The following is an 18,493-nucleotide window of genomic DNA, read 5'->3' as shown; positions in this document are numbered from 1 at the left end:
CGAACCAGAGCGGTGCTTCCCGGGTGTCTGACACGCATCTGCGGCAATGGCATCCTTCTCGGTGTCAGACACCCGGGGCGGTGGCTTCAAGTTCGTCGCGCTCTGCCGTAAGGGTGTCAGACACTGTGCATGGCCCAGTGTCTGACACCCTTACGGGATGCCGATGCGAACCAGAGCGGTGCCTCTCGGGTGTCTGACACGCATTTGCGGCAATGGCATCCTTCTCGGTGTCAGACATCCGGGGGCGGTGGCTTCAAGTTTGCCGCGCTCTGCCGTAAGGGTGTCAGACACTATGCATTACTTCGTCGCGACCTTTTCCGGCGGCACGGGATTTTCCCAGCCGCCGCCGATCGCGCGGATCAGGCCGACCGCCGAGCGCGCCTGCTCGCCGCTTAGCTGCACGGCCACGCGCTGCTGCAGGAGCACGCTGCGGTCGGCTTCGATCACGTCCAGGTAGCTGATGGATCCTTCCCGGTATTGCGTGTGCGACAGCTTGGCGGCGCGGGCGGCCGATTCGACGGCGGCGTCCTGCGCGCGTGTCTGGTCGGCCAGGATGCGCAGGTTGGCCAGGTTGTCTTCCACTTCGCGGAAGGCGTTCAGCACGGTCTGGCGGTAGGAGGCGACGTCTTCCTCGTAGACGGCGCGGGCCCGGTCCAGGCCGGCCTGGCGGCGGCCGCCGTCGAAGATGGGCATGGACAGGGCGGCGCCCACCAGCGGGCCCAGCAGGAAGGTGCGGCTCGACCACTGGAACAGATTGCCCAGGTCCGATGATTCGTAGCCGAAGGCGCCGGTGATGTCCAGGCGCGGGAAGAACGCGGACTTGGCCGCGCCGACGCGCGCGTTGGCAGCCGCCATCGCCCGTTCGGCGGCGGCGATGTCCGGGCGGCGTTCCAGCAGGGCGGACGGCAGGCCGGCCGGAATCGACAGCGCTACCTTCTCGATCGGCAGCGGCGGCATCGAGAACTCCGACGGCGCGCGGCCCAGCAGCACCGCCAGGGCATGCTCGGACGCGGCGCGGCGGCGGTCGATGCCCAGCGCTTCCGACTGGGCGCTGGCCAGTTCCGTCTTGGCGCGGGCCAGGTCCAGCTCGCTGATGTCGCCGGCGTCGTAGCGGCGCTGTATCAGCTGCAGCGTGTCCATGCGCAGCTTGACCGTCTGGCGGTAGAGCTGGGATTCGGCATCCTGTTCGCGGACCAGGAAGTAGGTCGTGGCGACGTCGGCCTGCAGCGCCAGCAGCACCGAACGGTACAGCGCTTCGCTTTGCTGAGCGTCGGCGCTGGCGGCATCATAGGTCGAGGCCACGCGTCCGAACAGGTCGGCTTCGTACGACACCATGCCCTGGGCGCGCCAGGTGGTGACGGGGCTGGTGGACGTGCCGTCCGGCAGGCCTTGCGACACGGCCGAGGGGCGCTGGCGGTTGGGGCCGAAGGCCGCGTCCAGGGTGGGGAAAAAGCCGGAGCGGGCTTCGCGCTGCAGCGCGCGCGCCTGGGTCAGGCGCGCGGCGGCGGCCTGCAGATTCTGGTTGGCCTGCAGGGCCTCGTCCTCGAGCTGGTTCAGGCCTTCGTCGTTGAATACCTTCCACCAGGCGCCCCGCAATGCCTCTTCCGACGGTTCGGCGGGTTTCCAGGTGCCGGCTTCCGACGCGGGCAGGGCGGCTTCCTTGTAGGCCGCGGGCACCGCGGCCGAGGGCCGTTCATAGGTGGGGCCCACCGCGCAGCCGGCCAGCGCGAGCAGGACGGCAAGCAGGGCGGAACCGCGGGTCAGTCTTTGGATCATGATGGCTATTCTCTTTGGGGCGCGTCCCGCCGCCGGGGCGAGACGCGCTGGCTATGCTCGTAGTCTGCCGGCTCAGGCGTGGTGTTGCGGGGCGGGCGGCGCGTTCGGGTCCAGGTGCGGCACGCAGACCGGGGCCTCATGCGGCGCGGCGGCGTGCAGCTTCTTGCCGCCCAGCGAACGCAGCAGCACATAGAACACCGGCGTCAGGAACAGGCCGAACAGCGTCACGCCCAGCATGCCGAAGAACACGGCGACCCCCATGGCATGGCGCATTTCCGAGCCTGCGCCCGAGGACAGCACCAGCGGCACCACGCCCATGATGAACGCGATGGACGTCATCAGGATCGGGCGCAGGCGCAGGCGGCTGGCCTCGATGGCGGCCTCCAGCGGCGTGCGGCCGTTCATTTCCAGCTCGCGGGCGAATTCCACGATCAGGATCGCGTTCTTCGCCGACAGCCCCACCAGCACCATCAAACCGATCTGGGTGAAGATGTTGTTGTCGTTGCCGGTCAGGTAGACGCCCGTCAGCGCGGCGAGAATGCTCATCGGCACGATCAGGATCACGGCCAGCGGCAGGGTCAGGCTTTCATACAGCGCGGCCAGCACCAGGAACACCAGCAGCACGCTGATCGGGAACACCCACAGGCCGGCGTTGCCCGCCAGGATCTGTTGGTACGTCAGGTCGGTCCATTCCATCTTCATGCCGCGCGGCAGGGTTTCGGCGGCGATCCGTTCGGCCGCGGCCTGGGCCTGGTCGGACGAATAGCCGGGCGCCGGGCCGCCGTTGATGTCGGCGGCGGTGTAGCCGTTGTAGCGCACCACCATTTCCGGCCCGAAGGTCTGCTTGACGGTCACCAGCGACGACAGCGGCACCATGTCGCCGGCGGCGTTGCGGGTCTTGAGCTGCAGGATGTCGTCGGCATGCGCGCGGAATGGCGCATCGGCCTGCGCGCGAACCTGGAAGACGCGGCCGAAGCGGTTGAAGTCGTTCACGTACATGGAGCCCAGGTAGATCTGCATGGTGTCGAAGACTTCCGTCACCGGCACGCCCAGCTGCTTGGCCTTCACACGGTCCAGGTCCACGTCCAGTTGCGGCACGTTGATCTCGTAGCTGGAAAAGGACGGACCGAGTTCGGGCGTCTGGCGAGCCTTGGCCAGGAAGGCCGCCTTCGCCTTGTCCAGTTCGGCATAGCCGGCGGCCCCGCGGTCCTCGATCTGGAACTTGAAACCGCCCAGCGTGCCCAGGCCCATCACGGGCGGGGGCGGGAAAACGGCGATGAACGAGTCCTGGATCGCCGCGAACTTCTGGTTCAGCGAGGCCGAAATGGCGTTGCCCGACAGCGCGGCGCTCTTGCGTTCGTCGAAGGGTTTGAGCGTGACGAACACGATGCCCGCGCTGGAGCTGTTGGTGAAGCCGTTGATGGACAGGCCCGGGAAGGCGATGGCGCTTTGCACGCCGGGTTCCTTCAAGGCGATTTCGCTCATGCGGCGGATCACCGCTTCGGTGCGGTCCAGCGAGGCGCCGTTGGGAAGCTGCGTGAAGCCGATCAGGTACTGCTTGTCCTGGGCCGGCACGAAGCCGCCCGGCACCATGTACGAGATGCCGATGGTGGCGGCCACCAGCACGGCGTACACGCCCATCGCGCCGGCCTTGCGGCGGATCACGCCCGACACGCCCGTGCCGTAGGATTCCGAGGCACGGCCGAACATGCGGTTGAACCAGTCGAAGAAGCGGCCGAACACGCGATTCATGCCGCGGGTCAGCCAGTCGGGCTTGTCGTGATGGCCCTTGAGCAGGATGGCCGACAGCGCGGGCGACAGGGTCAGCGAGTTGAAGGCCGAGATCACCGTCGAGATGGCGATGGTCATGGCGAACTGTTTGTAGAACTGGCCCGTCAGGCCGGTCATGAAGGCCAGCGGCACGAACACCGCGCACAGCGTCAGCGCGATGGCGATGATGGGGCCGCTGACTTCCCGCATGGCGCGGTAGGTTGCGTCGCGCGGACTCAGCCCGGCGGCGATGTTGCGCTCGACGTTTTCCACCACGACGATGGCGTCGTCCACCACGATGCCGATGGCCAGCACCATGCCGAACAGCGATAGCGCATTGATGGAGTAGCCGAAGATCAGCAGCAGCGCGAAGGTGCCGACGATGGAGACCGGCACGGCCAGCAGCGGAATGATGGACGCGCGCCAGGTCTGCAGGAACAGGATCACCACCAGCACCACCAGTGCGATCGCTTCCAGCAGCGTGTGCACCACGGCCTCGATACTGGCGCTGACGAACTGCGTGGGGTCGTACTCGATGCGGTATTCCACGCCCGGGGGGAAGTCCTGGGACAGCTCGGCCATGGCGGCGCGCACTTTGGTGGAAACGTCAAGCGCGTTGGCGCCCGGCGATTGCATGATGCCCATGCCCACCGCCTGCTTGTTGTCCAGCAGCGAACGCAAACCGTATTCCTGGGCGTCCAGCTCCACGCGGGCGACGTCGGACAGATACGTCACGGCGCCGTCCGGCGAGGTCTTCAGGATGATGTCGCGGAACTCTTCCTCGGTCTGCAGGCGGCCGCGCGCGTTCACGTTCAGCTGCAGCGGCACGTCGCCCAGCGTCGGGGACGCGCCGATCACGCCGGCGGCCACTTGCACGTTCTGTTCGCGGATGGCGGCCACCACTTCGCCCGCGGTCATGCCGCGCTGCGCCACTTTCTGCGGGTCCAGCCAGACGCGCATGGAATAGTTGCCCGAACCCCATACCGTCACTTCGCCCACGCCCGAAATGCGGGCCAGGCGGTCCTTGACGTTCAGGATCGCGTAGTTGCGCAGGTAGGTGATGTCGTAGCGGTCGTTGGGCGAGATCAGGTGCACCACCAGCGTCAGCGTGGGCGAGCTCTTCGCCGTCGTGACGCCCAGGCGCTGGACGTCGGGCGGCAGCCGCGGCAGTGCCTGCGACACGCGGTTCTGCACCAGCTGCTGCGCCTTGTCCGGATCCACGCCCAGCTTGAAGTTCACCGTCAGGGTCAGGTTGCCGTCGCTGTTGGCCTGCGACTGCATGTACAGCATGTCTTCGACGCCGTTGATGGATTCCTCCAGCGGCGAGGCGACGGTCTCGGCAATGACCTTGGGGTTGGCGCCGGGGTATTGCGCGCGCACGACCACGGACGGCGGCACCACTTCCGGGTACTCGGAGATGGGCAGCTGGAACATGGCCAGGATGCCCGCCAGCAGCACCAGCACGGATAGCACGCCGGCGAAGATCGGCCGGTCGATAAAGAATTTCGAGATATTCATGGACGTTCTCGTTGCGCCTTGTAGGGTTCGGGCCGACTCAGTTCTGGGCGGCCGAGGCGGTAGCGACGGGCTTGCGCTGGGCGGCGATCATCGGGACGACGGTGGGGGTGACGGCGTCGCCCGGGCGGATGCGCTGCAGGCCGTTGATGACGATGCGCTCGCCTGCGGTTAGGCCCGAGTCGATCACGCGCAGGCCGTCCTGGTTGGCGCCCAGCTTGACCTGGCGGTACGTGGCGTGGTTCTTGTCGTCCAGCACCAGCACGTAGCGCTTGTCCTGGTCGGTGCCGATGGCGCGTTCGTCGATCAGCACGGCTTCGCGCGGATCGCTGCCGCCCAGGCGGACGCGGGCGTACAGGCCGGGCAGCAGCGAGCCATCGGCGTTGTCGAACTCGGCGCGCACGCGGATGGTGCCGGAGGTGGCGTCCAGGCGGTTGTCCACCGAATGCACGACGCCGCTGCGGGAATAGCCGTCTTCGTTCGCCAGGCCCAGTTCCACCGGCACGGCCGCGTCGCGGCCGTTGCGCGCCGGGTTCACGTAGCGCAGGAAAGTCTGCTCGTCCACGTCGAACGAGGCGTACATCTTGGACACCGAGACCAAGGTGGTCAGCGGCACCGACGCGGCGCCGGCCGCCACCACATTGCCCACCGTGACTTCGGCGCGCGAGACGCGGCCGGCGACCGGCGCTTCGATGCGCGTGTAGCCCAGGTTCAGCTTGGCGTAGTCCAGCGCGGCCTGCGCGCCCTGCAGATTGGCGGCAGCCTCGCGGGCGGCGTTCTGCTTTTCCTCGAAGTCGCGGCGGGCGATGGCGTTGTCGGCCAGCAGGCGCTGGCCGCGCGCCAGTTCGCTGGCGGTATAGGAGGCGCGGGCCTTCGCGGCGGTCAGGGCGGCGGCGGCGCGGTCCACTTCGGCCGCGTAGGGGCGCGGATCGATGGTGAAGAGCACGTCGCCCTTCTTGACGATGCTGCCGTCCTGGAAGTGCACGGCGGTCAGGGTGCCGGACACCAGGGGGCGGATATCGACGCGGTCGATGGCTTCCAGGCGGCCGGAATAGCGCTGCCAGTCCACGATGGTCTTGTTCACGACCTCGGCTACCTCTACCGACGCCGCCGCGGGGGCGCTCTGCGCCTGGGCGGCGTTGGCCCCGGCGGGGGCGCGCAAAAGGGCGTAGCCGCCGCCGGCCGCGATGACGGCTGCGAAAACGGCGAGCACAGCAATACGATGACGCGAAACCATGATGTTTCCTTGAGAAATGTCGGGACGGAAGCGCGCTTGCCCGGGGGCCTGGGGCGGAAGGCGGCTACGGCGATCCGGGTATGTCAGTCCTGAGGATCCGGTCGGCATGCTGCGGCGCAGCATGAAACGCTGTCGCGTATTCCAGGCAAGGGCGCCTTGGCGGGGCGGGTCTTTGCGGTGGCCGGAATCTGAGGGTTGACATGCCCTTTTCGGGTCGCCGGGCGGCAAGGGCACTTCAAGATGGTTTGCATTTTGAGTGTTTTGCGGGGGGGGATAAACCCGTACATTTCGGCAACACTAGTCGATGAAAACGACTAATCGGCGGCGAAATCGGGTTATGCTCCTTCCACCCCGACTTATTTGTCTCAAGGACACCGTCGCCATGGACCGTTTTCAGGCTATGCAGGTGTTTGTGCGCGTCGTGGACGCCAATAGCTTCACCCGGGCGGCCGACAGCCTCTCGCTTCCGCGCACCACCGTCACCACCATCATCCAGAATCTCGAACGCCTCCTGGGCGTGCGCCTGCTCAACCGCACCACGCGCCGTATCGGCCTGACGCCCGACGGCGCCGGGTACTACCAGCATTGCGTGCGGATCCTGGCCGACGTAGAGGAAACCGAGGCCTGCTTCCAGGAAGCGGCCCTGCGCCTGAAGGGCCGGCTGCGCATCGACGTGCCCACCAGCATCGGGCGGCTGATCCTTATTCCCGCATTGTGTGATTTCCACGACAAATACCCCGACGTGGAACTGGTGCTGGGCCTGGGCGACCGTCCGGTGGACATGGTGCAGGAGGCCGTGGACTGCGTGATCCGTGCCGGCGACCTGGAAGATTCCAGTCTGGTGGCGCGCCGCATCGGCACCCTGCAGACCGTGACCTGCGCTTCGCCCACCTACGTGGCGCGCCACGGCATGCCGCAGACCATCGAAGCACTGCGGGATCATTACGCGGTGCATTACTTCTCCAGCCGCACCGGGCGCAACTGCGCCTGGGATTTCAATGTGGACGGCAAGCACCAGGAAGCGGACATGAAGGGCACGGTGGCGGTGAACGAAGCCGGCGCCTACCTGGATTGCGGGCTCAAGGGCTTCGGCCTGATCCAGGTGCCGCGCTACATGGCGTTGCCGCACTTGCAATCGGGCGAGCTGATCGAAGTGCTGCCGCAATGGAAGCCCAGCCCCACCGCGATTTCGGTGCTGTACCCGCAGAGCCGGCAACTGTCGCCCAAGGTGCGGGCTTTCACGGATTGGGTAGCCGAACTGTTCGCGGGCTGCCCGCTGCTCAGCGGCCGCGACGAGACCGACCCGGCCGCGGCGCACTGCGGCGTCTACGCGCGCAGCCAGGGCGCACAGCCCGCCACGGTGGCGGCCACTATGCAGAGCCCCGCGCTGCCCGTCGTTCCGCAACGCCGCCGCAGCGCCCGCGAAGAGGCCGCCGAGTACGCTTTGTAAGAGGCACGGGGCGGCGGGCGAAGGCCGGCCGCCCTGGGAAACACGGGAAACTCCGTAGTAAATACAGGCCTTGTGTCCCTCGTATTGGGCGAAACGTCTGTATAGTCCGACAGTCAAAGCCTTACAACGCACTTACTGTCGATCCGCTCTATGCAGCCTGTTCTACCCGCCTACCTGATCGCCCGTTGGCTTTTGTTGCTCGTGTTGTTGGCGGGGGTGTATTTCCTTAGCGGCTTCCTGGTTCCCGCCCTGGCTGCGCTCATCATCGGCCTGGCCAGCTGGCCTCTGTATCAACGCCTGGTCGCGCGCTGCGGGGGCCGCACCGCGCTCGCCGCTTCGTTGGCGCTGCTGGTGGTCGTGGTCGTGCTGATCGTGCCGATGTCCCTGGCGCTGTCCTACGCCATCAAGGAAGCCAGCACCTTTTTCGCCTGGGCCATCGCGGCCAATCGCCACGGCGTGGACGTGCCCGCCTGGATCACGTCGATGCCCGTCCTGGGGGAACGGCTGGGCCAGTACTGGGAGTCCTATATCGGGGAGCCGCATGCGCTGGGCGCGCTGGTCGAGGCCGTCAGCGGCGAACACCTGGGCAATATCTACCGCATGGTCCTGGCCGCCACGGGCAATGTGTTCCAGCTGCTGCTGACCGTGTTGTTCATGCTGATCACGCTGTTCTTCGTCTACAAGGACGGAACCCGCATGGTGGCCCAGCTGGACGTGCTGGGCGAGCGCATCCTGCCCGCGCGCTGGCTGCGCTTCTCGCGGGTGGTGCCGGCCACCATCAACTCCACCGTCACCGGCATGGGGCTGATCGCGCTGGGCGAAGGCGTGGTCCTGGGCATTGCCTATTGGGTGGCGGGCGTGCCGTCGCCGGTGCTGCTGGGCGTGGTTACCGGTTTCATGGCTTTGGTCCCGGGCGGCGCGCCGCTGTCGTTCACCCTGGTGTCGCTATACCTGGTCGGGTCGGGCCATCTGGTGGCGGGCATCGCCCTGATGGTCTGGGGCAGCGTGGAGCTCTTCATCGTCGACAAAACCCTGCGCCCGCGGCTGGTGGGCGGCCCCGTCAAGCTGCCGTTCCTGCCGACCTTCTTCGGGCTGGTGGGCGGCGTAAAGACGATGGGCATCGTCGGCCTGTTCGTCGGCCCGGTGCTGATGGCCCTGCTGGTGGCCGTGTGGCGCGAATGGGTGCACCATGAAGTCCAGGAGCGTGACGCGGCCCGGGTGAATCCGCCGCCGGCCTGATGCCGGCCCGGCCCGCGGTTTTGGTAATCTAGCCATCCCCGCGTATGCCGGCGCCTGGCCGGCGCGCGCCTGCGCCGCATGCAGACGCTTTGCAGCTTACGCCGCGGGGTGTGAGGATCGAGATGTCCGGGTTACTGCTTGATGATCAGATAGCCGTACTGCGCGAGCAGGGGTTCGTGGTGCTGCGCCAATTCGCCAGCCCCGAACAGGTGGCGGGGCTGCGCGCCGTGGCCGAACGCCATTTGCGCGACCACGTGGCGCCGATTGAATACGAAGCCGACCTGCGCTATCCGGGCGCGCCCGAGTCCCGCGCCGCCGAAGGCGGGCTGACCGTCAGGCGCCTGCTCAGCGCCTACGCCCGTGATCCGCTGTTCGCGCAATGGGCCGCCAATCCGCGCATCGGGCAGTGGCTGGCGCGCTACTTCGGCGAAGCGCCGGTGCTGTCTACGGTGCACCACAACTGCGTGATGACCAAGCACCCCGCCTATGGCAGCCTGACGGGCTGGCACCAGGACATCCGCTATTGGTCGTTTTCCGACACGGACCTGGTGTCCAGTTGGCTGGCGCTGGGGCCCGAAACGCGCGCCAACGGCGGGCTGTCGTTCATCCCGGGGTCGCACGCGGCCGCTTACGCGCCCGAGCAATTCGATGAACGGAAATTCTTCCGCGGCGACGAGCCCCGCAACGCCGAGTGGATCGCCCGCGCAGTCTGCCCCGAATTGCAGGCGGGAGACTTGGTGTTCTTCCATTGCCGCACCTTGCACGCGGCCCAGGGCAACCGCAGCGACCGCGTGAAATTGTCGGTCGTGCATACCTATTACCCGCAGTCCTGCCATCCCGTGCCGGGGACGCGTTCCGCGTCGCAGCCGGGCGTGCCGCTGGAGACGGCAGCCGCATAGCGCTTAAATCGATTGGAATCTGCTATTAGTAATTGAATTACAATTAATAGTAGCGCACTGCGCATGACCAGCCCGATTCATTCCGTCATGCGCAGTTTTCTGCGCCGCATCCCTAGAACTCGAATAGGCTGTTTCCTGTGCGCAATCCACCCCTCGCCGACACGGAAAAAACGCAGGCGGCGACCGAGACCCGGTCTTCGCTCTTCGTAGGCTCCACCGAAAAGGCCTTCCAGGTCCTGCACGCGTTCGATGGTCCCAAGCGCCACATGACCCTGGCCGACATCGCCCGCGCCTCGGGCCTGGACCGCAGCGCCACGCAGCGTCTGGTCTACACGCTGGAAACTCTGGGCTACCTGCGCCGCATTCCCGACACCCGCAATTACGGGCTGACGCCCAAGGTGCTGCAGTTTTCGTACAACTACGTGCGCGCCAACGAACTCATCGACAAGGCCTCGCCGTATCTGCTGGACATCAGCCGCACGCTTGGCGAAACCACCAACCTGCAGGAACTGGACGGCCACGAAATCGTGTTCGTGGCGCGCTTTCCCGGCCATCACCTGGTCAACGTGGACATCGCCGTGGGCAGCCGGCTGCCCGCCTATTTCACGGCCTCGGGCACGGCGATCCTGTCGCGCCTGTCCGACGAACAGCGCCGCGAGATCCTGGCGCAGACGCGGCTGGAGGCGATCACGCCCTACACCGAAATCAACCCGGAAAAACTCCTGGAACGGGTGCGGCGCGTGGCGGAGAAGGGCTACGCGATCATCGTGAACGAGACGGTGCTGGGAGACATCTCGGTGGCGGCGCCGGTCATCGATCATCGGGGGCTGGCGGTGGCGGCGATCAATATCGCCGTGCCGACGACGCGATGGACGGTCGCCAGAGTCGAGGCCGAACTGGCGCCGCATGTACAGGTGGCGGCGACGTCGATTTCGAAGTCCAAGTTCTCGGCGTATTCGAGGTAGGTTTTTTTCGGGGCTGTGCTTTGTAGGCTTCGTAGGCGCCTTATGTCTTCGTAGGTCGTCCGTCGTCGCGGGCGCCGTGGCCGCTCGCGCCCACGATTGCGGTCCGGCGCGCGGGCGCCGGACTTCCCCTTCGTCATCCTCGTCCCCGCCTGCGGCGGCTCCTTCGGATTCCCTCGGGCGCATCGAGGTTGCTCGCGTCCACGGCGCTCGCGCCGACGGGCTGCCGGTGTCTTGGCCTGTTGCGCCGCTAGAGCCGGGTTCATTGACGAGTCTTGCGATGCCCGCCGCTTCCGGCCGCCCGGGCGGCCGAAAGCGACATACGCCGTGGCGATCGTCGGGCGTTGGCCGCTACGCGCGTGCGGGGAAGCAGCCACCGACATTGGAGAGAGATACTTCCCTGCCAGGTGTCTGACACCCTTACGAGATACCCGCACAGGTCGACGGCGATATTTCCCGGGTGTCTGACACCAACATACCAGCGGGAAAATCCTTCAACACGGAGAGTGTCAGACACCCTCTGTGGGATCCGGGCAAGTTGACCGTCATCTCCCCAGGGTGTCAGACACTGACACGGACACAGGCACAGGCAAGAGCGTAACGCCCCCACACGCGAAGCGTCATCGCAACGACGCAAGACATCGCGTAAGCCCCCAGAGGCCGCCCGCGCGGCCGGCCGGGGGCGGGCATCGCAAGATCTACCGCCATATCCCCGCCGGTTGCGAGAATGCCAAGCACGCCGGACGTCCCGGCTGAGGTCAAGTTGCTATTGCGCGAGCGCGGTGCGCGGGCGCCTGGGGGTGGGCGGGGAGTCGATAAGCCCGAGGGAATCTGAAGGAACCGCCGTAGGCGGTGACGAAGATGACGACGGGGCAGTCCGGAGCGAAGGCTCCGGACCGCGATCGTTGACCCGCCCACCCCCAGGTGCCCGCGTGCCGTGCGTCTCAAGAACCTGCCACGTCAACCACCCGAAAAACAACCCGCCCCTCAAGCAACCCCTTCAAACTCCCGAAGCAAAGGAATCACCTCCTCCCGCAACGCGGCCTGCAGCCCGTCGGCGGGCGCCACCAGCGGATCGAGCACTTCCGGTGCATCCACGCCGATCAGATCCATCACCGACTTCATCGGCCCGGGATTCGTTTCGGCGAACGCCAGGTTCATCATGGGGATCAGGCGGCGATGCAGTTCCATGGACTCCCGCGTGCGTCCTTCGGCCGCCAGCTGGTAGACCTTGCGCCAGGCCGTGGGCAGCAGGCTGGCCGTCACCACGATGCCGCCTCGCGCGCCGGCGGCCAGGTGCACGGGCAGCAGCGTGTCTTCACCGCTGAACACCGCGAAGGACTCGTCCACGCCCGCCACGGTGCGCAGGAAATGGTACATGTCCGTGTTGCAGGCCTTCATGCCGATGATGTTCTCGTGGCGCGAGAGCTCGTGCAGGATCTCCGGCGCGATCGCGATGCGGGTGCGGTAGGGGATCTCGTAGATCATCACGGGCAGCGGCGAGGCGTCGGCGTAGCGCAGGAAGTACTCGCGGATACCGGCCTGCGTGGGCGTCGTGTAGTAGGGCGTCAGCACCATCAGCGCGTCGGCGCCTGCGTCGGCGAATTCCTGGCCGGCCTGCAAGGCGTCGTGGAATCCGGGGTCCAGCACGCCGGGGATCACCGGCACGCTGCCCTGCACGGCGTCCACCGTCAGCTTGCACATGCGGATACGCTCGGCGCGAGCCAGCGCCCCGTATTCGCCGGTGCCGCCCAGCGGCACGATGCCGTCGATGCCCTGTTTGAGCAGGTAGGCGATCAGGGCCTGCGCGGCCGGGACATTGATGCTGTCGTCGGCGTTGACGGGGGTGGGGATGGCGGGGAAGACACCGCGCAGTCGGGTTGCATTCAACATGAAACGTATCCTATGAGGTGAAACGGGCGCGGATCAGCCGGCCAGGCTGCGGCGGCGCAGCCTGTCAGCCAGCCAGATCAGCGCGGCAATGAAGATGAAAAGGCAGGTCGAGACGGCGGCGATCACCGGAGAGATCTGCAGGGTCACCTCGTCCCAGAACTGTTTGGGCAAGGTGGCGTTCAAACCGCCCGAGGCAAACAGCGCGATGGTCAGTTCGTCGAAGGACGTGGCGAACGCGAACAGGAACGACGACATCAGCCCGGCGCCCAGGATCGGGAAGGTCACGAAGCGCAGGGTGGCCCAGGGGCCCGCGCCCAGGCTTTGCGCCGCCAGGTCCAGCCGCGTGTCGTAGTTGCGTAGTACCGCCATCATGGTGATCACCACGTAAGGCACCGCCACCACCGTGTGCGCCAGGATCAGGCCGATGGACGAGCCGACCAGGCCGACCCGGGCGAAGAAATAGAACATGCCCACGGCGATGATCATGCGCGGCACCACGATGGGCGACAGCACGAAGGCCAGCATGGCCGACTTGCCCCGCATGTTGGCGCGCACCAGGAGGAAGGCCGCCGGCGTGCCGATCAGCATCGCCAGCAGGCCCGTGCCCACGCCGACGACGAGCGAGCGCGTGATCGCCTGCATCCACACGGGCGATGTGAACATCTGCTCGTACCATTGCAGCGAGAAGCCCTTGGGCGGCCAGGTCAGGCCCGAGCCGGAATCGAACGACAGCGGGATCATCAGGAAGGCGGGGGCGGACAGGAAGGCCAGCACCAGCAATACGATCCACCACAACGTGCGGGACTGCCCGGTGCCCGACACCGAGCGCCGCAGGCGCTTGGGCAGCAAGGCGAAAAGCCAGTCCGAGATGTTGGCCAGCACCGTCAGCACGGCGTCGCCGGCACGGCGGCTCAGGCTTTCCTTGCCCGACGCGCGCACGCGGGTAGAGGCCGCGCCCGTCATCGTGGAGAGTCCCAGCACCTTGTCGTAGATGGCGAACACCACCAGCACCACCACCAGCAGCAGCACCGACACCGCGCCAGCGAATTCCCAGTTCATGGTCTGCTGGACCTGATCGATGATGATCTGCGTGATCATCGTTTCCTTGCGTCCGCCGAGCAGGGCGGGCGTGATGAAGAAGCCGATCGCGGTCACGAACACCATGATGGCGGCGGCGGCCACGCCTGGCATCGACAGCGGGAAATAAATCTTCCAGAACGCCGTGCCGGGACGGGCGCCCAGCGTGGAGGCGGCGCGGGGCAGGTTGCGGTCGATGTTCTCCATGACCGACAGCATCGTCAGCACGGCCAGCGGCATCAGCGCGTGCACCATGCCTACCAGCACGCTGCCGAAGTTGTAGAGCAAGTTGGCCGGCGCGTCCAGGACGCCCAGCGCCTGGAGCAGCTGGTTCACCACGCCATTGCGGCCCAGCAGCACGACCCAGGCGAACGTGCGCACCAGGAAGCTGGTCCAGAAAGACAACAGCACCCAGAACAGGAGCGAGGTCTTGCGCCGGGCCGACAGGCTGGAGATCAGGTAGGCCACGGGATAGCCGGCCACCACGGAGAAGAACGTCGTCCACAGCGAGATCTTCAGCGTAATCAGCAGCACGTTCACATACACGGACGATTCGAACAGCCGGTGGTACTGCGCCAGCGAGAAGCCCTCGTCGCCGAACACGCTCAGCAGCAGCAATTGCCCCACGGGATAGATGAGCAGCACCAGCAGCAGCACGACCAGGGGCGCCGCCATCAGGAAGTGGCGGCGCCCCTGGCTCATGCGCTTGCGGGGAGTGGCAAGGGTCGTCATGCGCTTACTCCGGGATGGCGACCGCGTCGGCGGCCTGCCAGCTGACCGACAGGGACTGGCCGATGGCGTAGTGCTCGGCCTGGCGCTGCGTGGGGTAGGCCACCACGATGGGCTCGGCGTCCGCGATGCCGGGATCCAGGTAGAGCTTGGTCAGGCTGCCGGTGACCATGACGTCCAGCAGTCTGCCCGTCAGGGACGGGCCGCCGCCCGCGCCCGCCGCGCTTATGCGCAGGTTCTGCGGGCGCAGCATCAAGGTGACCTGCTGGCCCGCGCGCACGGGCGCGCCGTTGGACAGCGCCAGGCCGGTCACGCCCTGGCGCTCCAGCTTGACCGACAGGGTGTCGCCGTCGATCGAATCGACGATGCCCCGCAGCAGATTGGATTCGCCCAGGAAGTCGGCCACGAACAGGGTCCGCGGGCGGAAATACAGGTCCGCCGGCGTACCCAGCTGTTCGATCGCTCCGCCGTTCATCAGGCAGATGCGGTCGGACATGGTCATGGCCTCTTCCTGGTCGTGCGTCACGTAGACGATGGTCGTGCCCAGTTCGCGGTGGATGCGCTTGATCTCCAGCTGCATCTGGTCGCGCAGCTTCTTGTCCAGGGCGCCCAGCGGTTCGTCCATCAGGATGATCGCCGGGCGGTAGACCATGCAGCGGGCCAGCGCGATGCGCTGCTGCTGGCCGCCGGACAGCTCGCGGGGCAGGCGCGCCGCCACGTGGGGCAGGCGCACCATTTCCAGCGCTTCCATTGCGCGGCGGCGGGCCTCGGCCGCCGGCACCTTGCGCATCTTCAGCGGGAACGCGATGTTTTCCTCGATGCTCATGTGCGGGAACAGCGCGTAGTTCTGGAACACCATGCCGATGTCGCGTTCGTAGGGCGCGCCGTAGGTCACGTCGGCGCCGTCGATCAGCACCTGGCCCTCATCGGGCTGGGCCAGCCCGGCGATCAGGCTCAACAGGGTGGTCTTGCCCGAGCCGGAGGGGCCAAGCAGCGTCAGGAACTCGCCGCGGGCGACGTCCAGGTGCGTGGGCGCCAGGGCGACGAAGTCTCCGTAGCGTTTGCCCAGGCCCGAGATTTGCAGATTGGAGGAAGACATGGTGTTCAACTAGATAAGGATTACTTCAGGACCCAGCCGTTGAAGCGCTCGAGCACGTCGCGCTGCTTTTCCAGCCAGTGGGCGGCGTTGATGTGCAGGCCCGTCTTGATGTTGTCGGGATGGGTCGGGCAATTGCGGGCTACTTCGGGCTTGATGTAGTCGAAGGCGGCGGGCTGGGTGACGCCGGCGGCGAAGTACTCGACCAGCGCCGCCTGGCGCTTCGGGTCGGACGCGAACTTGATGAATTCGCGGCAGGCGTCGGCGTTCGGGGTGCCCTTGAGGATGGACCAGTTGTCGCAGCCCCAGATGTTCTGGTCCCACACGATCTGCACGGGCGCGCCGTTGGCGATCGCGGATTGCGCGCGCGACACCCAGGTGGCGATCATGTCGACTTCGCCCGATCCCAGCATCTGTTCGACCTGCGCGCCGGTGTTCCACCACACGTCGACCGCTGGCTTGATCTTGTCCAGGCTCGCCAGCGCGCGGTCGATGTCGCAGGGGTAGACCTTGTCGGCCGGCACGCCGTCGGCCATCAGCGCTTCCTCGATGGTGTCGAACGGATGCTTGCGCAGGCCGCGGCGGCCGGGGATGTTCTTCACGTCCCAGAAGTCGGCCCAGGAGGCGGGCGCGCGCCGGCCCTTGAAGGCGTCCGTGCGGTAGGCCAGCACCGTGGAGTACACGTTGTTGCCGACGCCGTAGGGCGACATGTACTGCTTGGGGATGGTGGCCACGACGGGATCGGACTCCAGGCCATGCTTTTCCAGGTACACCTTGCCGCCTTCGGTCAGCATCAGGATGGCGGGCTGGCTGATCTTGGCCATGTCCCAGGTGTAGTTGCCGGTGTCCACCATGCTGCGGATCTGCGCGGTGGGCTCGGCGTTGGCCTGCACGCCGACCACCTGGATGCCGGTGGCCTCGGAGAACGGCTTGTAGAACACGGCCCCGTAGGCCTTGCTGTAGATACCGCCGTCGTCACGCACGACGATGCGCTTGGAGGCCGCGCGCGACGGCGTCCAGATCATGGGCATGGCCAGGGCGGCGGCGCCGGCGGCCACGGTTTTGAGCGCGTTGCGGCGCGAGGCGTTATGGGAGGTCGGTTTCATGGAGGACTCCTGCGGATCGAGAACGACGGCTCAAGGCAACAAGCGGCCGGGGTTGAAAAGATGGGCGGGATCGAAAGCCTGTTTCACGGCGCGCATCATCGCCAGCTCGACCGGCGATTTGTAGTGCTCCATTTCGGCGAGGGAGCTGCGGCCCACGCCGTGTTCCGCGCTGAAGGTGCCGCCCAGCGCGGCGGCCACGTCGTTGACCGCGCGGCGGATCGCGGCGGCCGTGGCGTCGCGGTCGCGCAGGGCGTTCCAGGCATCGAAGGTGAAGAAAGGAATGAAGTGCACATTGCCGTCGCCCAGGTGCGCGACGATCAGCACGGGCAGGCCGGGCACCAGCCCGCGCACGGCCTGCGTGGCCTCGTCGATGAAGCGCGGCACGGCGGACACGGGCACCGCGGTGTCGGTGGTAAGGCCCACGCCAGCCTTCTTGTTGCCTTCCGACACGCTGTGGCGCACTTCCCAGAGCGCGGCGCGCTGGGCGCCATTGCTCGCGACGGCGGCGTCATGCAGCAGGCCTAGCCCGGATGCCTGCTCCAGGATCTCCTGCAACAGGTCCTGGAGTTCGGCGTCGCCGCCCGTGTCGGACAGTTCCACCAGCACGTGCCAAGGGTGCGCGCCGGCCAGCGGATTCTTGCGGCCGGGCACATGCGTCATCACCACGTCCAGCTGGTTGCTGTCGATCATTTCGAAGGCCGACAGGCGCGAGCCGCAGGCGCGCTGGAACAGGCCCAGGATGTCCAACGCGGCTTGCGGGCTCTCGGGCGCCAGCCAGGCCACGGCATGCGCGGTGGGCAAGGGGTGTAGTTTGAGCACGGCGGCCGTGACGATGCCCATCGTGCCTTCGGCTCCGATGAACAGATGCTTGAGGTCGTAGCCGGTGTTGTTCTTGCGCAGGGCGGTCAGGCCGTTCCAGACCGTGCCGTCGGGCAGCACCACTTCCAGGCCCAGGACGTTGTCGCGCGTGTTGCCGTAGCGCAGCACGCCGGTGCCGCCGGCATTGGTGGCGATGGTGCCGCCGATCTGGCACGAGCCTTCCGCGCCCAGGCTGATCGGGTACAGCCGGCCTTCGGCGGCGGCCGCTTCCTGCACTGAGGCCAGGACGCAGCCGGCCTCGACCTCCATGGAGTTGTTGGCCGCGTCCACGCGGCGGATACGGCGCATGCGCGACAGGTTCACGATGACCGGCGGCCGGCCCGCATCGGCCGGCACCGCGCCGCCGCACAGGCTGGTGTTGCCGCCCTGGGGCAGCACGGGCGTGCCATGCGCATGGCAGAGGCGCACGATTTCCGAGACCTGCTGCGTATCGCCAGGCAGCGCGACGCACAGGGCTGGGCTCTTGTACCGGCCCCGCCAATCTTCGGTGTAGCCGGCCAGGTCGGCCTCGGAATGGAGGATGGCGTCTGCGCCCAGGGCCTGGGTCAGCGCGTCGAGCAGGGTGATGCCGTTGGTCATGTCTGTGGTCCCGGATGGCGCTCGGAATCGAGGGAATTCCAAGTGCATTCGGGCACAGCATACGATTACTTAAATTGCTTTTCGATTTAAATAATCTCAATACGATTGAATTTAGGGTATGTCCTAGGGCTCAGAAGACGCGGCTTTCACGCGCGCCGCGCCCCAGGCATGGGGCATACGGATTCCAGGCATATCCGTATTGCGATTTTTAAAATGATCGAAATACAATCATATCGTTCTGTATGCAATTTATGAAAGATCGAAAATCCATGGGGAACAAGGAAGG

The 18,493-nt window shown here is 66.6% G+C and carries 12 protein-coding genes; 4 read left to right on the top strand and 8 right to left on the bottom strand.

The window, feature by feature from the left end; genetic code table 11:
• Positions 1 to 297 precede the first annotated feature (297 nt).
• The 3 genes from AGI3411_RS08905 to AGI3411_RS08895 all read right to left on the bottom strand — a co-directional run bounded on the left by AGI3411_RS08905 (position 298) and on the right by AGI3411_RS08895 (position 6,298).
• Entirely contained in the window at positions 298 to 1,776 is a 1,479-nt protein-coding gene (locus AGI3411_RS08905; RefSeq protein WP_129527002.1) for an efflux transporter outer membrane subunit, read from the bottom strand.
• A gap of 72 nt (positions 1,777 to 1,848) precedes the next feature.
• Positions 1,849 to 5,064: an efflux RND transporter permease subunit gene (locus AGI3411_RS08900; RefSeq protein WP_129527001.1), complete on the bottom strand. Its 3,216-nt coding sequence runs from the start codon at positions 5,062 to 5,064 to the stop codon at positions 1,849 to 1,851.
• Positions 5,065 to 5,101: 37 nt separating this feature from the next.
• Positions 5,102 to 6,298, bottom strand: coding sequence for an efflux RND transporter periplasmic adaptor subunit (locus tag AGI3411_RS08895; protein WP_208748049.1), 1,197 nt, complete (start codon positions 6,296 to 6,298; stop codon positions 5,102 to 5,104).
• Positions 6,299 to 6,680: 382 nt separating this feature from the next.
• On the opposite strand from AGI3411_RS08895, the gene AGI3411_RS08890 reads away from it, so the two are divergent.
• The 4 genes from AGI3411_RS08890 (at position 6,681) to AGI3411_RS08875 (ending at position 10,851) form a co-directional block, all read left to right on the top strand.
• Positions 6,681 to 7,748 (top strand): LysR family transcriptional regulator, encoded by a 1,068-nt coding sequence (locus tag AGI3411_RS08890; protein ID WP_129527000.1) that lies wholly within the window; start codon positions 6,681 to 6,683, stop codon positions 7,746 to 7,748.
• A 150-nt stretch (positions 7,749 to 7,898) separates the two neighbouring features.
• Positions 7,899 to 8,987 carry an AI-2E family transporter gene (locus tag AGI3411_RS08885; protein ID WP_129526999.1) on the top strand — a complete coding sequence of 363 codons (1,089 nt, stop codon included), beginning with the start codon at positions 7,899 to 7,901 and terminating at the stop codon, positions 8,985 to 8,987.
• Positions 8,988 to 9,109: 122 nt separating this feature from the next.
• Positions 9,110 to 9,886 carry a phytanoyl-CoA dioxygenase family protein gene (locus AGI3411_RS08880; protein ID WP_129526998.1) on the top strand — a complete coding sequence of 259 codons (777 nt, stop codon included), beginning with the start codon at positions 9,110 to 9,112 and terminating at the stop codon, positions 9,884 to 9,886.
• A 137-nt stretch (positions 9,887 to 10,023) separates the two neighbouring features.
• Positions 10,024 to 10,851 carry an IclR family transcriptional regulator gene (locus tag AGI3411_RS08875; protein WP_129526997.1) on the top strand — a complete coding sequence of 276 codons (828 nt, stop codon included), beginning with the start codon at positions 10,024 to 10,026 and terminating at the stop codon, positions 10,849 to 10,851.
• Between the two features lie 984 nt (positions 10,852 to 11,835).
• On the opposite strand, the gene dapA is transcribed toward AGI3411_RS08875, so the two are convergent.
• Genes dapA through AGI3411_RS08850 form a run of 5 tightly spaced genes read right to left on the bottom strand, consistent with a single transcriptional unit; the run spans position 11,836 to position 18,207 of the window.
• Positions 11,836 to 12,741 (bottom strand): 4-hydroxy-tetrahydrodipicolinate synthase, encoded by a 906-nt coding sequence (dapA, locus tag AGI3411_RS08870; RefSeq protein WP_129526996.1) that lies wholly within the window; start codon positions 12,739 to 12,741, stop codon positions 11,836 to 11,838.
• A 33-nt stretch (positions 12,742 to 12,774) separates the two neighbouring features.
• Complete coding sequence (locus AGI3411_RS08865) at positions 12,775 to 14,550, bottom strand: ABC transporter permease subunit (RefSeq protein WP_129526995.1); 1,776 nt, start codon at positions 14,548 to 14,550, stop codon at positions 12,775 to 12,777.
• Between the two features lie 4 nt (positions 14,551 to 14,554).
• Positions 14,555 to 15,646: an ABC transporter ATP-binding protein gene (locus AGI3411_RS08860; RefSeq protein ID WP_129526994.1), complete on the bottom strand. Its 1,092-nt coding sequence runs from the start codon at positions 15,644 to 15,646 to the stop codon at positions 14,555 to 14,557.
• 20 nt (positions 15,647 to 15,666) lie between these two features.
• Complete coding sequence (locus AGI3411_RS08855) at positions 15,667 to 16,749, bottom strand: ABC transporter substrate-binding protein (RefSeq protein WP_129526993.1); 1,083 nt, start codon at positions 16,747 to 16,749, stop codon at positions 15,667 to 15,669.
• Between the two features lie 30 nt (positions 16,750 to 16,779).
• The gene (locus tag AGI3411_RS08850; RefSeq protein ID WP_129526992.1) at positions 16,780 to 18,207 is read right to left on the bottom strand and encodes an FAD-binding oxidoreductase; all 1,428 of its coding nucleotides are present in this window, start codon (positions 18,205 to 18,207) and stop codon (positions 16,780 to 16,782) included.
• Positions 18,208 to 18,493: the final 286 nt, after the last annotated feature.

The sequence above is a fragment of the Achromobacter agilis genome, from assembly GCF_900496965.1.
Classification (GTDB): Bacteria; Pseudomonadota; Gammaproteobacteria; order Burkholderiales; family Burkholderiaceae_B; genus Achromobacter; species Achromobacter agilis.
This window is presented reverse-complemented; position numbering and strand designations above follow the sequence as displayed.

Bases quoted from the DNA above. Each gene is read 5' to 3' on its own strand.
- AGI3411_RS08905 (WP_129527002.1), bottom strand. From the start codon at position 1,776: ATGATCCAAAGACTGACCCGCGGTTCCGCCCTGCTTGCCGTCCTGCTC.
- AGI3411_RS08900 (WP_129527001.1), bottom strand. From the start codon at position 5,064: ATGAATATCTCGAAATTCTTTATCGACCGGCCGATCTTCGCCGGCGTG.
- AGI3411_RS08895 (WP_208748049.1), bottom strand. From the start codon at position 6,298: ATGGTTTCGCGTCATCGTATTGCTGTGCTCGCCGTTTTCGCAGCCGTC.
- AGI3411_RS08890 (WP_129527000.1), top strand. From the start codon at position 6,681: ATGGACCGTTTTCAGGCTATGCAGGTGTTTGTGCGCGTCGTGGACGCC.
- AGI3411_RS08885 (WP_129526999.1), top strand. From the start codon at position 7,899: ATGCAGCCTGTTCTACCCGCCTACCTGATCGCCCGTTGGCTTTTGTTG.
- AGI3411_RS08880 (WP_129526998.1), top strand. From the start codon at position 9,110: ATGTCCGGGTTACTGCTTGATGATCAGATAGCCGTACTGCGCGAGCAG.
- dapA (WP_129526996.1), bottom strand. From the start codon at position 12,741: ATGTTGAATGCAACCCGACTGCGCGGTGTCTTCCCCGCCATCCCCACC.
- AGI3411_RS08865 (WP_129526995.1), bottom strand. From the start codon at position 14,550: ATGACGACCCTTGCCACTCCCCGCAAGCGCATGAGCCAGGGGCGCCGC.
- AGI3411_RS08860 (WP_129526994.1), bottom strand. From the start codon at position 15,646: ATGTCTTCCTCCAATCTGCAAATCTCGGGCCTGGGCAAACGCTACGGA.
- AGI3411_RS08855 (WP_129526993.1), bottom strand. From the start codon at position 16,749: ATGAAACCGACCTCCCATAACGCCTCGCGCCGCAACGCGCTCAAAACC.
- AGI3411_RS08850 (WP_129526992.1), bottom strand. From the start codon at position 18,207: ATGACCAACGGCATCACCCTGCTCGACGCGCTGACCCAGGCCCTGGGC.